General features: G+C 74.0%; 5 protein-coding genes. All 5 read right to left on the reverse strand.

Going from position 1 to position 16130, the window contains the following annotated elements:
• Positions 1-222: 222 nt before the first annotated feature.
• The 5 genes from ACZ6CZ_RS07950 to ACZ6CZ_RS07970 are packed head-to-tail and all read right to left on the reverse strand — an operon-like array spanning position 223 to position 16129.
• On the reverse strand, positions 223-4161 hold the full coding sequence (locus ACZ6CZ_RS07950) for a non-ribosomal peptide synthetase (protein WP_469016324.1): 3939 nt from the start codon (positions 4159-4161) through the stop codon (positions 223-225).
• Entirely contained in the window at positions 4158-11105 is a 6948-nt protein-coding gene (locus ACZ6CZ_RS07955; protein ID WP_469016327.1) for an amino acid adenylation domain-containing protein, read from the reverse strand. The genes ACZ6CZ_RS07950 and ACZ6CZ_RS07955 overlap by 4 nt, the downstream gene beginning before the upstream one ends.
• A complete protein-coding gene (locus ACZ6CZ_RS07960; RefSeq protein ID WP_469016330.1) occupies positions 11102-14671 on the reverse strand; it encodes a non-ribosomal peptide synthetase in 3570 nt (1189 codons plus the stop codon). The genes ACZ6CZ_RS07955 and ACZ6CZ_RS07960 overlap by 4 nt, the downstream gene beginning before the upstream one ends.
• Positions 14590-14832, reverse strand: a complete 243-nt coding sequence (locus ACZ6CZ_RS07965) for an MbtH family protein (protein WP_469016333.1) — start codon at positions 14830-14832, stop codon at positions 14590-14592. The genes ACZ6CZ_RS07960 and ACZ6CZ_RS07965 overlap by 82 nt, the downstream gene beginning before the upstream one ends.
• Positions 14810-16129: an MFS transporter gene (locus ACZ6CZ_RS07970; RefSeq protein WP_469016335.1), complete on the reverse strand. Its 1320-nt coding sequence runs from the start codon at positions 16127-16129 to the stop codon at positions 14810-14812. The genes ACZ6CZ_RS07965 and ACZ6CZ_RS07970 overlap by 23 nt, the downstream gene beginning before the upstream one ends.
• Position 16130 lies beyond the last annotated feature (1 nt).

Genomic DNA, 16130 nt, shown 5'->3' on the forward strand with positions numbered 1-16130 from the left:
CAGCGCCAGGCCCGCCTGGATCGCCGGATCCGGCACCCGATCGGCGCGCTGCGTGGCCGTCCCCCTCACGCTCTCAAGCGTCTGGCCGACCCGACCCGAGCCTTGCCCTGACCGCCTGCGCGACCCCCGCGGGTCCGCAGAGCCAGGCGGGGACGGCATCCCTTGCGTTCGGGTGAGCGCTGCCCGCGCTCACCCGGTGCCCTCCTCGCCGCGCCCGGCGGACTACCGCGTGGTCCGGTTGATCAGGCGGGCGAGTTCGGTGACGTACGGGGGCTCGAACAGGGTGAGGTGGTCCCCTTCCAGGACGTGGTGGCTCAGCCCGGTGGGGGCGCAGACGCAGGACCAGGAGCGGATCGCGGCGCGCCGGAACTCCTCGTCCTGCTCCCCGGCCTGGACGAGTGCGACGGGGCCGCCGTACGGCGACGGGCGGTAGGCCCGGGCGGCCCGCAGATGGGCGCGGTTGGTGCGCCGCCTGAGGTCCAGCCGGAGCAACTCGGCGGCGCTGAGGTCCTGTTCCGGCCCCACGAGACCCGGCTTCGCCCGGTCGTCCTCGTCGTCGGACTCCGGGAGCTGTCCGGAGAGGTAGCTCTCGACGAGGAAGACCATCTCGGCGCGCTCACCCCGCAGTTCGAGCAGCCGGGCCATCTCGAAGGCCACCAGCCCGCCCATGGACCACCCCAGCAGCAGGTACGGCCCGGTCGGTGCCACCGCGCGTAGGGCCGCGAGATAGCGGGTGGCCAGCGCCTCGACGCTCTGGTTCTCGTGGCCGTCGCCAGCCGTGGCGGTCTGGAGGGCGTACAGCGGACCGCGCAGCTCCGGGCAGGCGGCGAGGTGGCGGAAGCCGGTGGCCTCGCCGCCCGCCGGGTGGACACAGAACAGCGGGGTTCCGTCGCCCCGGGGCAGCAGTGCCACGATGTCGTCCGGAAGGGCGGGCGAGACGGCGTCGCGCGCTGTGAGCAGCCGGGCCAGGCGCCTGGGCGTGGCCGTCCTTCCGGGCCGCCCCACCTCATGAGCCGGCCCCGCCTCCGGTTCCGAGAACAGCACGGGGACCGGCAGTGCGGCGTGGAACTCCCCGTTGAGCCGTGCGATCAGCCGTACGGCGAGCAGGGAGTGGCCGCCGAGTGCGAAGAAGTCGTCGTCGGCGCCGACGGGGGCGACGCCGAGCAGGTCCTCGAAGACCCGGGCCACAGCGGCCTGCACCGGGTCGGCCGGCGGTGTGCCGGCCCCGGCCGCCGACAGGCCCTCGGGCACCCCGGTGGCGCCGGCCCGGACGAGCGACCGCACCGCGGCCTGGTCCACCTTGCCGTTCGAGGTGAGGGGTACCGCCTCGGCCCTGGCGTACGCGGCCGGCACCACCTGGGCCGGCAGCCGCTCGGCCAGGTGGGCACGCAGGGCCCGCGTCGTCGGGGTGCGGACGTCGTCGGTGACGACACAGGCGGCCAGGTGGTCGCCACGTTCCTCGTCCGAGACCAGGACGACGGCGGCGTCCCGCACACCGGGGTGCCGCAGCAGGGCGGCGCGGATCTCCTCGGGCTCCACCCGCACCCCGTTGACCTTGATCTGGTCGTCCACCCGCCCCAGGTACCGGATCAGACCGTCCGGGCCGACGCAGCCGAGGTCGCCCGAGCGGTACAGACGGCGGCCGGGTTCCGGTGAGAAGGGGTGCGGCAGGAACCGTTCGGCGGTGGCGGCTGGTGCGCCCAGGTAGCCGCGGGCGAGGCTGGTGCCGCCTAGGTAGATCTCGCCCGGCACACCCAGTGGCACAGGGGCCAGGTCTTCGTCCAGTACGAGGACCTCGGCGTGGTCCATGGCCCGACCGATGGGAACGGGGCCGGGCCCGTCCTGAGCACCTACCTCGTGCACGCACACGCCGACGGCGGTCTCGGTCGGCCCGTACTCGTTGAAGATCCTCGTCCCCGGGGCGTGTGTGGTCCAGGTGTCGACCGCACTCCTGTCGAGGGCCTCACCGCCGAGGACGAGCGAGCCGGTGGTGCCGGCCAGGTCAGCTGGTTCCAGCACCTGGTTGATGACCTTCAGGTGCGACGGGGTCAGCTTGAGCAGGTCCAGTCCGGCCCGGTCGGCCAGATCCGCGGAGAGGGCGAGGGCGTCCCGCCAGGCGGGGTCGAGGAGGACGGGACGACCGGTGATCAGCGGCAGGAACAGACTCGTCACGGTCAGGTCGAAGCCGATCGAGGAGTACGCCATCGCTCCGCCCTCGCCGCCCCGGCCGTCCGCGCGGTCACCTCCGTGGCCGTCCTCCCCGTCGCCGCGAACGGCACTTGCGCCGATGTACGTCCGCGCGCTCCACAGCAGGTAGTCGCACACGGCGCGGTGCGGCAGCATCACCCCCCTCGGTGTCCCGGTGGAGCCGGAGGTGAACATGATGTACGCGAGGTGGTCCGGTCCCGCCTCGCGCGGCCGCCCGGGTCCGGGGCTCGCGTGCGTACCGGCGGATGGCAGGCCGCGCAGGTCGACGTACGCGACGTCCCCGGCGGCCACCGCCTCGTCCGGGCGGTCGGTGAGCAGCGTGCGGCATCCGGCCCGCTCCAGCAGTTCCCGGGCCCGCAGGGGCGGGAGCAGCGGATCGAGCGGCACATACGTCCCTCCGGCCTTGAGCACGCCCAGCAGGGCCGCGATCAGCGCGGTCGAGGGGGCCGCCCGCACCGCCACCGGGGTTTCGACACCGACGCCGCGGGCACGCAGCGCGCCGCTCCACCGGTCCGCCCGCGTGTCGAGTTCCCGGAAGGTCAGCCGGTCGGTTCCGGCCACGACGGCGAGGGCGTCCGGGGACCGTCGGGCCTGCCGCTCGACGAGGTGGTGCAGACACCGGCCGTCCGCCGGCTCCGGGAGCCGGGTCCGCGGCTGGGCCGCGCCGGCCGCAGGCGGCAGGCTCGCCCCGCGCACCGGGGCAGCGGGCGCCGCGAGCAGCCCGGCGAGCAGCACGGCGTACTGGTCGGCGAGCACCCGGACATAGGCGTCGTCGAACTGCCCGCCGTCGTAGTGCCAGGTCGTGCGGCCCTCCGTCGCGCCCAGGGCGCAGGTCAGCCGCAGGGCGTGGGACTCCGTCTCGACGTCGTCCCAGGCCACGGCGAAGGTGACCCCGCCGACGCACCGAGGTGCGGGGATCTCCGCGCAGCCGAAGCCGATGTCACGCCCCGGCTGCTGCGCGGCACCGGAGAACGGGGCGTCCTGCTGGGCCTCCTCGGCGTCGGACAGGGCACGTTCCGCGCGGGCGGCGAGGGCGTCGAGGACCAGACCGGGGTCGATCCGCGTGGTGATCCGCGCCCACTGGGCGAAGGGGCCGAGGACGGTGGCCGTCTCCTCGAAGCCCCGGCCGCCGAGCAGTGTGTCGACGGTGACGTCGCGATGTCCGCCGATCCTGCCCAGCAGTGTCTGCCAGCCCGCGAGCAGCACGGCCCCCGGCCGCAGGCGCCGTCGCCGCGCGTAGTCGTGGACGGCCGGGGTGACGGCGTCCGGCAGGGGCACGGTGAGGGTACGGCGCTCCGGTCGGCCGGGGCCGGGGGGCCGGCGCAGCGGCAGGGACGTCCGCGGGGCGGGGCCCTCCGGTGCCGGGTGCGGTGGTTCCTCGCCGAACTCCTGGTGCTGCCACTCGGTGAACTGGCTGTACTGCAGTTCCTCGTCGGTCGGCGGGGTGCCCGCGTACCGCCCCGCCAGTTCGTCGACGAGCAGCCGCAGCGAGCGGCCGTCCGCGGCCAGGGCGGTGGTGGTGAGCAGCAGGCTGTGCCGGCGGGGGCCGAGGGTGAAGAGGGTGGCCCGCAGCACCGGGCCGTCCGGCCCTCCGTGCGGCAGCCTCCGCCGGGCGCGGACCTCCTCGTCGATCCCGCGGCGGCGCGCCGTCTCGTCCAGGTGGCCCAGCTCCTGACGGGACCAGCGTGGGCCCGTACGGTCCGCGTCCCGGACGACGAGCAGCGCGGTGCGGGCACCCGGCACCCGCTGGTAGACCGAGCGGAGAATCTCGTGCCGGGCCACCGTCTCGCGCAGCGCGGCCGTGAGCCGGTCCGTGTCCAGTTCGCCGTCGAGGGTGACGAGCACCTGCGCCCAGGACGGCGTGCCGCGTTCGGCGAGCTCCCACAGCCGCCGCTGCCGGAACGACAGCCGGAAGCCCTCCACGTGCCGCACCCGCTCCGCCTCCGCCGTCACCGGAACCGCACCATGTCGCCCATGGCGACGAGGAGTCCGCGTTCGCCGCGGAAGGGGTTGCGGGCATGGGCGGTGAGGATGTTGTCCAGCAGCACCACGTCACCGCGTTCCCAGGGGAAGGAGACCTCCAGCTCCCGGTAGACCCGCAGGATCTCGTGCATCGCCTCCTCGGGTATCTCGCTGCCGTCGCCGAACCGGCAGCTGCGCGGGAGTTCCGCCGGTGTCACGGTGGACAGCAGGGACTGCCGTACCTCTGCGGGCAGGCAGGCGGTGTGCCAGTGCTGTGCCTGGTTGAACCAGGACCACTCGCCGGTGCGCGGGTGGCGCAGTACGGCGGGCCGCACGGCCGTGGTGCGCAGCCGGTCGCCGTGCCATTCGTGGTGCAGTCCCTGCCGGGCACAGCGGGCCTCGGCCTCGGCGCGGTCCTCGGTGCGGAAGACGTCCCGCCAGTCGAGGCCCAGCCCGGTGCCGTACGTGCGGACGTACATGACCCCTTTGGCCGTGAACTCCTCGCGCAGCGCCGGGTCCAGCCTCCGGTGGACGGCGCGGCTGTCGACCAGGGGTGTCTCGCCACCGGAGTCGGCCGGGCGGGTGCAGCAGAACCAGATGCGGGCCGGGCCCTCGGCGTTGAAGGAGTTCTCGTTGTGCCAGAGGAGCTTCTCCTCCGGAGGGAAGAACACCGGTGTGTAGACGTTGCCGCCGAGTGCGGCGCGCGGGTGCTCACCGTTCTCGCCGAAGAGGTCGTCGACGAACACGGAGGCGAACCGTTCCAGGGCGTCCGGGTCGGTGACGCCGAAGCCACGGAACAGCAGGGCGCCGTGCCTGTCGAGATGGGTCTCGAGCCGGGTGCGGTGCGAGCGGGCCCACGCCACCAGGTCGACGTCGGGGCGGGCCGGGCGCAGGACGAGCGGCAGATCCGCGCCGTCGCGCAGCGGCTCCCGTACGACCACGTCGTCCGGGGCCACGACGACCTTGGTGGGCTTGATCCCGCGCAGGCTCCCGGGGCCGCGCCGCCCGGCCCGGCCCGCGGAACGGGCCGTGCGGGGGGCCGTGGGCAGGGATGCCTCGGCGATCGAGGCGTCCGGCCGGGCGGCCATGTCCGCGGCCAGCGCCACGTACTGCTCGCTCAGTTCCTCCATGGTCGATGTGTCGAACAGGTCGGGATCGTAGTTGAGGAACCCGGCGATCCCGTCGTCGTCCTCCTCCAGGACCAGGGTGATGTCGAAGCGGCTGGTGTCGACGAGGTCCACCGCGAAAGGGCTCAGCCGCAGGCCGGCCATGGTGTCGGCGGCCCGCCGGTTGCTGTTGAGCACCAACTTGACCTGGAACAGGGGGCTCTGGTTGCGGGTGCGGGGTGGACTGAGGGCCTTGACGACCTCTTCGAACGGCAGGTCCTGGTGCGCGTAGGCGTCCAACGCCACGTCCTTGATCCGGCCCAGCAGTTCACGCCAGGTCGGGGCGCCGGTGAGGTCGGCGCGCAGCACGATCTGGTTGACGAAGAAGCCGATCAGCGGTTCGATCCTGCTGTCGGAGCGGCCGGCGACGTCCGAGCCCACCACCAGATCGGTCTCCCCGGTCCGCCGGTTCATCGCCGCGTACAGGACGGCGAGCAGCGCCATGAACAGGGTGGTGTCCTCCCCCCGGCACAGCGCGCGTATCCCGTCCGTGGCCGGGGCCGGGACACGGAAGCGCAGGCTCGAGCCCCGGTTGCGGGGATGCGCCGGGCGCGGCCGGTCCAGGGGCAGGCCCGGCAGGTCGAGGATGCCCCTCAGGCGTGCCGTCCAGTGCTCCACCAGACGGTCGAAGTGGCCGGCCTCGGCGAGCCGGCGCTGCCAGAGGGCGTAGTCCGCGTACTGCACGGGCAGTTCGGGCAGGCGGGGTGCCCGGTGCTCGACGCCGGCCGTGTACAGCTCGGCCAGTTCGTCCAGCAGGACGGCGGCCGACCAGCCGTCCACCGTCACATGGTGGGCTGTCAGCAGCAGCACGTGGTCGGCCGTGTCCAGCCGGAGCAGCGCGGCCCGCAGTACGGGCCCGGAGGCCAGGTCGAAGGGCTCGGCGTACTGGTCCCTGGCCAGCCGCTGCGCCTCCGGCCCCCGCCGTTGCGGCGGGCAGGAGGTCACGTCGGTGAGCGGGAGTGCGGGCGGCTCGGCGGGCAGTACGGTCTGGAACGGCTGTCCGTCACGCGAGGTGATCACGGTCCTGAGTACCTCGTGCCGCCGCACGATCTCCGTTACCGCCCCGCGCAGCAGGCCGACGTCGAGTTCGCCCGTCAGCCGAACGAAGACCGGGAAGTTGTACTGGGCGGTGTCCGGGGCCATCTGGTGGAGGAACCACAGGCGTTCCTGGGCGAAGGAGGCCGCTACCGGCCCGTCCCGCTCGGCGGGGACCAGCGCGGGCAGTACGGGCCGGTTCTTCTCGGCGACCAAGCCGTCGACGAGGGCGGCGAGCGCGCCGAGGGTCGAGGCGTCGAACGGCCCGCGGATCGGCACCTCCACCTCGAACTCCTCCCGCAGCCGGAACACGAGCCGGAAGGTGAGCAGGGAGTGCCCGCCGAGGTCGAAGAAGTCGTCCTCGGCGCGGATGCCGTCGCGGCCGAGCAGTTCGCTCCAGATGGCGGCCATCCGGCTCTGCGTGGGCGTGAGTCCGGCCTGCGGCGGCACCCCGGAGTCGCCGGTGCCCTCCTCCGTGGCCGGGAGCAGGGCGGCGAGCGCCGAGCGGTCGACCTTGCCGTTGGCGTCGAGCGGGATGCGGCGCAGCACGACGTAACGGGCGGGGAGAAGGGGAGCGGGGAGGCGTTCGGCGAGCCGGGACTCGATCCCGGGCAGTGCGGCGAGAGCGGCGGGGCGCCACAGCGGCACGGTGGCGGGCCGCTGGAGCTGCGTGGCGGCGACGACCGGTGGCAGCGCCGTCGGTGGTGTCCCCCGGCGGTGCAGCAGCAGGTCGTAGGAGCCGTCGGGCCGTCCCGCGGCCCAGCTCGGTTCGGCTTCGTACCCGTGGCGCTCGGCCAGGCGGCACAGCTCCTCCGGGTCGGCGCCCGGCCGTACGGCGTCCGGCGCCGCGCCGGAGAGCCGGGCCAGCAGCCGCAGGTCCCCCGCCAGCCGGGCGTTGGGGATGTCCCGCAGCACGAGCCGGTCGGGGCGTTGGGCGCCGAGCAGGGTGTCCAGGCCGTCGGCGTCCAGGCCTTCCGCCTGCCAGTCCCGCTGCGGCGGCGGCCCGGCCTCGGGGCCGCTGTCCGCCGTGCCCTCACCGGTGACGGTGAGGACGACGTCGTAGCGGTACCGGGTCAGTTCGTTGTCGGCCGTTCCCCGCTTCGGCAGGACCCGCACCGGGCCGACCCGCGGCCACCGTGCGGTCAGTGCGCCGAAGAACCGGGGGTCGATGCAGAGTTCGTCCTCGGTCTCCACCCGCCAGGCGGTCTCGGCGCGCAGGACGGCGTCGGGTGTGCCCGGCTTCGCCCGGTGGGCGGCGACGGAGGCGTGGAAGGCGTCCAGCAGGACCAGATGCCGCAGGTCGCCGAGGAACACCCGGCCGCCGGCGGGCATCGCGTCGATCACCTGTTCCAGGACCGCCGACAGGTAGTCCACGGACGGGAAGTACTGGACCACGGAGTTCAGGATCACGGTGTCGTACGCCTCGCCCGGGCGGATCGCCCGGTGGGCGGGGGCGGCCCGCAACCCCAGCCGATCGGGGGCGGCGGTGGTGCCGAACTCACGCCGCAGCCGCTCGACGACCTGCTCGGACAGGTCGACGCCCTGGTAGAAGTCGCAGTCAGGGGCGATCCGGCCGAGGATCAGGCCGGTGCCGCACCCGATCTCCAGGGCCCGGCTCGGCCGCAGTGCGCGTATGCGGTCGACCGTTGCGTCGAGCCATTCGCGCATCGCGTCGGCCTCGATCGGCTCGCCGGTGTAGCTGCTGTTCCAGCCGGCCAGGTCGAACGACGGGTCGGCGGGGCCCTCCGGGGTGCCGTAGGTGTCGTCGTACAGCGTCCGCCAGCGGCTCACCCAGTCCGTCTCGGCCGTCGTGCCCGACGCGCCCGCGCCGGTGCCGGGACTGACGAAGGCGACCAGCTGCCGGGTCTCCGCGGTGGTGCCGTACGTGATCACGGCGGCGTCCCGGACTGCCGGGTCCCGGGTCAGCGCGGCGGCCACCTCCTGGGGTTCGACCCGGTGGCCCCGGATCTTCACCTGGTCGTCGAGGCGGCCCAGGTACTCGAGTTCTCCGCCGGCCGTCCGGCGCACCAGGTCACCGGTCCGGTACAGACGTGCCCCCGGCTCGTCGCCGAAGGGGTCGGGGACGAACCGCTCCGCCGTCAGGCGGGAACGGTTCCAGTAGCCGTGACAGACGCCCGCACCGCCGACGTACAGCTCCCCGGGCGCGCCCGGTGGCACCGGGTTCATCGCCTCGTCGAGCACGTACAGCCGCACGTGGTGCAGGGGCCTGCCGATGGGCACCCGGCCGAAGCCGCCGGCCGGGTGCGCGCTGTCGTACGCGGCGCAGGCCACGGCGGTCTCCGTCGGGCCGTACTCGTTGACGATGCGGGGCGCTCCGGCGCCCCTGCGCCAGGCGGCGAGCCGCTCCTCGCGCAATTCCTCGCCGCCGACGACCAGGGTGCGGGTCCACGCCCCCGCGCGTTCGGGGGCCGTGGAACCCTCCAGCATCGCCAGGTGCGAGGGCGTGAGCTTGACGAAGGCGAGGTCCGTGTCCGCCTCGGCCGAGGCGCGCAGGGCTTCGCCGGGTGTGCCGCAGTCGTCGGTGAGCAGTACGCCCCGGCCCGCCAGCAGCGGGGCGAAGAGACTCGTCACGGTCAGGTCGAAGGAGAGCGAGGAGTGCACGGGGACGGCGCCGTCCACCCCGGGCGGCAGGTAGGACTCCACCGCCCACAGCAGGTAGTTGAGGACCTGACGGTGCGAGAGCATGGCACCCTTGGGCGCGCCGGTCGAGCCGGAGGTGTACATCAGGTACATCAGGTCGTCGGGTCCGCCGTCACCTTCCGGTGGGGCCGCGGTGGCGTCCTCGGCCGTCCGGTCCGGGTTCACCACGACGGTCGGGGTGCCCGGGATGTCCGGAACCGCCGAGTCCTCCGGCCGGGCATCGGTGACCAGCAGAACGGCTTCGCTGTCGCGGAGCAGGTGAGCGCGCCGCACCGTGGGATCGGCCGGGTCGAGCGCCACGTAGGCGGCGCCGCTCTTCAGCACGGCGAGCAGTGCCACCAGCGCCTCGGGCGTGCGGGGCAGCAGCACCGCGACCACGCGGCCGGGACCGGCCCCCAGGTCGCGCAGGCGGTGGGCGAGGCCGTTGGCGCGGCGGTCGAGGTCCTGGAAGGTGAGGTCGGCGCGACCCGGCGCCGACACGGCCACCGCGTGCGGGGAGGTGCGCGCCCGCTCGGCGATGAGCCGTTCCACCCGCGCGTCCTCGGGGCGGTCGGCGGGTGCGCCGTGGCCCTCACGCAGGACCTGCTCGCTCTCGGCGGCCGTGAGCAATGGCAGTTCTCCGACCGGTGCGTCGGGGGTGGCGGCCACGGCGCCGAGCAGGACACCCAGCGACCGGGCGAGCCGCTCACCGGTCGCCGTGTCGAACAGGTCCGTGGCGTGGATGAGCCGGCCCTCCAGCCCGGCGCCGGTCTCCCAGATGTTCAGGTCCAGGTCGAAGCGGGCGGCGTCGTGGTCCAGGTGGTCCAGTGGAACGAGGCCGATCCCGCCCGGCAGGTGGCGAACCGGACGCGGCGGCGTGTTGTGGAGGGTGAAGTTGACCTGGTAGATCGGGTTCCGGCCCGGGCCGCGCTCCGGGTGCAGCCGTCGGGCCACCAGGTCGAGGGGCACGTCCTGGTTCTCGTACGCCTCCAGGCACGTCGTGCGGACGTCGGCGAGGAAGTTTTCGAAGGACGCCTGTGCGGGGACCCGCGTGCGCAGCGGGACCGAATTGGCGAAGAAGCCGACCAGATCGTGGAAGCCGCGGTAGCGGCGGTTCGCGACGGGGGTGCCGACCACCACGTCGTCGTGGCCGCCGTACCGGGCGAGCACGATCTGGAACGCCGCGAGCAATGTCATGAACAGGGTGCTGCCGGTGCGCGCGGAGATCTTCCGCAACTCGTCGGTGACGGCCGCGGGCACGGTGAACACCGTGGACTCGGCGCGCCCTTCGGGGTGCTCGGGCCGGGGGCGGTCGGCGGGCAGCGGCATCGGGTCCGGGGCACCGGCCAGTCGGCGCTCCCAGTAGCCCAACTGGTGTGCGGCCTCGGCGCCTTCGGCCCACTCGTGCTGCCAGCGGGCGTACTCGGCGTACTGCACCGTGGGCTCGGGCGGCTCGGGCGCCCGACCGTCCAGGCGTGCTCCGTACGCGGTGCCCAGATCGCTCAGGAGGACGCCCAGCGACCATCCGTCGACGACCGCGTGGTGGAAGGTGAGCACCAGGACGGCGTCGTCGGGGGCGAGGCGGAGCAGCCGGAACCGCATCAGCGGTCCCTCGGCCAGGTCGAACCGCTCCCCGGCGTCCGCCCTCGCGAGCCGCTCGGCCTCCGCCTGCCGGTCCTGCTCCGGCAGCGAGGACAGGTCGACGACGGGCAGCGTGCGATGCCGGTGGGGCAGGACCCGCTGCACGGTACGGCCGTCCCGGACCGGAAGGACGGTGCGCAGGACGGCATGCTGGCGCAGCAGGTCGTTGAGGGCGGCTTCGAGGGCGGTGTCGTCCAGCGGTCCGGTGAGCCGGTGCACGACGGGACTGTGGTAGGCCGGGCTGTCCGGGTCCAGCCCGGCCAGGAAGGCCATCCGGCGCTGGGTGAAGGACGCGGGGGCCTCTCCGTCGTCATCGAGGGCGGGCAGCCCGGTCGGTGCGCCCTTCTCCCACAGGCGCTGGCGCAGCAGGGCCCGCTGCGCGCCGGGGAGGCGGTCGATCCTGTCCCGCAGGTCCGCGCCGATCGCGTCGGCCGTCCTCGTGGTGCGCGTCATGCGGTTCCCCCTGCTCGTCCCTCGGCGCGCCGGGACTCGGCGAGCCGCTCCAGTTCGGCCACCAGGCCGTCGAGCTGTTCGGTGTCGTCGTCCGCTCGCCCGGACGCCGGCGCGGCCGCCGCCCCACCGGCGGCCCGCTCGACCTCGACGGCGAGGCCGGCGAGGGTCGGGATGTCGAAGAGGGTGCGCAACGGCAGAGCCACGCCGAGCCGTTCGCGGATCGCGGTGCGTACCACCGAGGCCAGCAGCGAGTGACCGCCGGTGAGGAAGAAGCTGTCGTGCACCCCGAAGGACCGCACGCGCAGGGCATCCGCCCAGATCTCCCACAGGGCGCGTTCCGTCGCCGTCCTCGGCGGCACGGTTCCGGCGTGCGGGGGGCTGGCGGCGTCCTCGGCGATGCCGGGCAGCGCCCGTCCGTCGATCTTCCCGCTGGGCGTCGTGGGCAGCTCGTCGAGCAGGACGACATGGCCGGGCACCATGTGGGACGGCAGCCGGTCGCGCAGCCCGCCCAGCAGCTCCGGCGGGGACGGCCGAAGCCCAGACCCGGGAACGACATAGGCGACCAGCCGCCGGTCCCCGGCGACGTCGACCGCTCGCACGACGCATTCACGCACGTCGCGGCGTGCCAGCAGCGCCGCCTCGACCTCGCCCGGCTCGATGCGGTAGCCGCGGATCTTCACCTGCTGGTCGGCCCGGCCGAGGAAGTCCAGCGCCCCGTCCGGGAGCCTTCGCACCAGGTCGCCGGTGCGGTACATCAGCGCCCCCGGCCGGGAGGCGAACGGGTCCGGCAGGAAACGCTCCGCGGTGTGGCCCGGGCGGCCCAGGTAGCCCCGGGCGACCCCCGACCCGCCCACGTACAACTCGCCGGTGACCCCGATCGGCACGGGCCCCAGTTCCTGGTCCAGCACGTGCAGCGTGGTGTTGGTGAGGGCGGAGCCGATGGGCACGCTGGGGGAGTCCTGGGACAGCTGGTCCACCAGGTGGGTCGTGGAGAACGTCGCGTTCTCGCTCGGACCGTACCCGTTGTGCAGGTGACCGGGCGGAGTGCCGCCGCACAGCACGGCGCGCGTGCGGCGGGGGTCCATCACCTCTCCGACGACGAAGAGATGGCGCAGTCCGCCGAAGGCCCCCGGATCGATGTCGGCCACCCGGTTGAAGAGGGTGCCGGTGAGGGCGACGACCGTGGGCCGCAGCTCACGCAGCGCGGCCAGCACCTCGTCGGGCCCGAGGGGTTCGTCGCCAGGGAGCACATGGACCCGTGCGCCGTTGCACAGTGCGCTCCACACCTCGAAGGCGGTGATGTCGAAGGCCGGGTCGCCGAGGTGCAACAGGACGTCTCCGGGACCGATGGACACATAGTCGGTCGCGGTGATCAGCCGCACGACGGCCCGATGGGGTGTCCCGACAGCCTTGGGCCGCCCGGTCGACCCGGACGTGTGCACCACGGCGGCCAGCCCGACGGGGTGGGAGCGGGAGCGCGGAGGCGGGCCGACGGTGCCGTGCCCGCCGTGCTCCTGGCCGGTGACCGGCGGCCCCTGCCGCCGCGGGGCGGCTGCGTCGGTGCTGTCGTGTCCCGTGTCGGTGAGGGTCAGCACGGGTACGTCCAGGCGGTGCAGCCAGGCGGGGGGTTCGGCGCGGCCGAGGACGGCCGAGATCTCGGCGTCGCCGGCCATGGACCGCAGTCGTTCCTGCGGATGGCCGGGGTCGAGGACGAGGGGGGCGCCGCCGGCCAGGAGCACGCCGAGCATGCCCGTGACGAGGTCGGCGGAGCGCCGCATGTGCAGGGCGACGACGGAGTCCGGGGTGACGCCGGCCGCGATCAGTGTCCGTGCGACGCGGTCAGCCCGCCCCCGCAGCTGCGCGTACGTCCAGGTCCCGGTGCGGTCGGTGAGGGCCAGGGCTTGCGGGGTGCGCTCGGCCCATGCGAGGAACAGGCCGTCCACGGTGGCCGGTTCGGGCAGGGGGCGGTCGGTGGCGTTCCAGGCGTCGATCCGGGCCCGGTCCTCGGGCGACAGCACCGGAATCTCCCCGATCGGCCGGTCCGGAGTCTCGTCGAGGGCGGTGAGCAGTGCGCGGAGGGCGGTCACCATCCGGTCGGCCGATTCCGGCAGCCACAGGTCGGACGCGAGGCGCAACTCCGCGCCGAGACGGTCCTGTTCGCCCTCCTCCGCACCGCTCACCGTGCACTGCAGGTCGTAGGCGACGGTCGCGTCGTCCAGGGGGAGCGCGGACGTGGTGAGCCCCGCCGCCATGAAGGCCGTACGCCGCGCCCCGGTCACGGCGAAGACCGCCTGGCACAGCGGGTGACGGCTCACGTGGGCTTCGGGCTCGAAGAGTTGGACGAGTCGTCCGAAGGGTATATCGGCGTGGCGCGCCGCCTCGTGACGGGTGCGTGCGATGCGACGGACCGCTTCCCGTAAGGAGGGGCGGCCCGTCAGATCCGTCCGCAGTGGGAGCAGATCCTCGTACGGCCCGAACGCAGTCCCTGCGGACCCCGGCGGACGGCGGTCCACGGGTGTGCCGAACACCACGTCGTGCCGCCCCGTCCAGCGCGCCAGCAGCACGGCGAAGGCGGCCGCCGGTACCGTCCACGCCGGTACGCCTTCCTCGCGGGCGAGCCGCCGCAGGGCCTCGGTGTGCCGGGTGCCGAGGAGCAGCCCGCGGCTCGTCGCCCGGTGGGTCGGTGTCCTCGGCCGGGTCCGGTCGAGGGGCAGGTCGAGTAGCGGAAGTCCCGTCAACTGCCGTCTCCAGTAAGGCAGTCCCTCATCAGGGGTTCGCCGCTCCGGGGCGGGCTGCCGCAGGACCGGCCGTTCCGCGTCGGCGGGCGTGGGCCGCGCCGGACCGTCGTCGGACGCCGCGTAACGGCAGGCGAGCTCGCGTTCCAGCATGGTGAGCGAGGCCCGGTCGGCGACGATGCGGTGCGCCGTGAGCAACAGCACGTGCCGCTCCTCGCCGGTGCGTACCAGGGTGGCGCGCAGCGCGGGCCCGCGGTCGAGTGCGAAGGGCCGGGCGCCCTCCCCGGCGAGCACAGCGCGCAGTGCCGCCTCGGACACGGAGCCGTCCCGGGCATCCGTCCCCGGCGCGGGCCCTCCCTCGAGGTCCAGTCGCCCCAACGGCACCTCGGCCGTCGCGCGCAGGGTACGGCGCGGCCCGTCGCCGTGATCGTCGAAGGTGCTGCGGAGCAGCTCGTGGCGGGCGGCACAGTCGCGCAGTGCGGACGCCAGCCGACCGGCGTCCAGTGGGCCCTCGATGAGGGTGGCGGCGGACACGTGGTGGACCGGCGCGGCGACCGCGATCTGTTCCAAGTACCACAGTCTTTCCTGGCCGCGCGAGAGCGGCAGCCGGGGCGCCGCCGCCGAGCAGGGTGTCGGTGGTGTTTCCAGGTCGTCGTGCACGATGGCCTTCCCTGGTCCGCGGTACGGCGGGTGCGGTGACGGACCGTGAGCCGGCCCGCCTGGTCGGCGCCCTCCGCCACCGGCCTGTCCTATGCGTTCCGTGCGTCCTGTGGGTCCTGTCCGCCCGCCCGCAGGTGACGGCGCAGGCTCAGCGGACGCATGTCGGTCCACACGTCCTCGATGTGAACGAGGCAGTCGGATTTCGGGCCGGTCATGCCCGCGTCCGACCACCCGGCCGGGTTGTCCCGGTGGGCGGGCCAGACGGAGTACTGCTCCTCGTGGTTGACCACGACCTTGTACAGCCGGTCGTCATCGTCGGGTTCCGGCGTCATCCCCATGACGCTCCTCTCGTGGTGGCGACGTATCGGTGGGCCGCGTCCGCGGGAGCTGTACGGCGGTTCGCTCCGGGTGGCGCTGGCGGATGGGAGTGAAGGCGGCGACCGCGACCACGGCCAGGAAGACGACGGCCACCGCGGTCAGCGGCCCCCGGGTCCCCAGCCGGCCGACGAGGGCGGTGAGCAGGGCCGCCCCGAGGGGCGCGAGGCTGCCGTGGATCGTCCAGAACGCGGAGGTGACCCGGCCGAGCAGGTGGTCCGGTGTGACCTGCTGCCGCAGGGACATCGAGCAGACACCCGCCAGGGCCATGCCGAAGGAGTACAGGCAGATGGTCACGGCCGCCACGGAGACGTGCCCGGTGCCGCCCAGCACCAGCACCGACACCGAGCACAGACTCATCGCGCCGAGCCAGCAGGGCCCGAACCCCCAGGAGCGGCGCAGCCTGGCGGTGGCGGCGGCGGCCACGCAGGTGCCGAGCCCGGCCAGCGCGAGGACGTAGCCCACTGTACGTTCGTCCTGCCCCAGACCGTGCCGCAGGTGGTAGATGAACACGTCGGTCATGCCCAGGCTGAGGAAGGTGGTGACGGTGAGCAGCCCGGTGAGCGCCCGCAGCACCGGCGTGCGCCACAGGAAGGCGGCGCCGACCCGGAAGCCGGAGCGCCGGTCGGGTGCTCGGGCGGCCCTGCTCGCGGCCTCGTCGGCCGGCGGCCGCGTGGTGGGCCTGAGTCTGATGAAGGCCAGGCCCACCAGGGAGATCCCGAAGCTGCCCGCGTTGATGGCGACGGCGGCCGTGGGCCCGAAGAACCCGGCCACCACACCGGCCAGGGCCGGGCCGGCGATGTACGCGACCGCGTTCGTCGTCTCCAGCCGGCCGTTGGCCGCGACGATCTGCTCCTTGTCGACGAGGTTCGCGACGGCGGTGACATATGTGATCTTGAACAGCATCTCGAAGACCGAGGCCAGCGCCATGACCACGTACAGCAGCCAGATCTGCGGGCTGAGCGCCCAGCACACCGGGATCGCGCCGTAGAGCACCAGCCGGGCGGCGTCGCACAGCATCAGCAGGCGCCGCCGGTCGAAGCGGTCGGCCCAGGCACCACCGACCAGACCGGTGAGCAGCGAGACGGCGCCGGCGACGGCCGTGAGCAGCCCCATCTGCGCCGCCGAGCCGGTGGTGTGGAGCACCAGCAGGGGCAGCGCCACCAGGGAGAAGGCGTTGCCGACCTCGGACAGCGCCTGGACCGCCCAGAACACGGAGAAGTCCCGATTGGACCACAGCGAACGCGCGAACATG

The sequence above is a fragment of the Streptomyces sp. NPDC041135 genome (assembly GCF_055592085.1).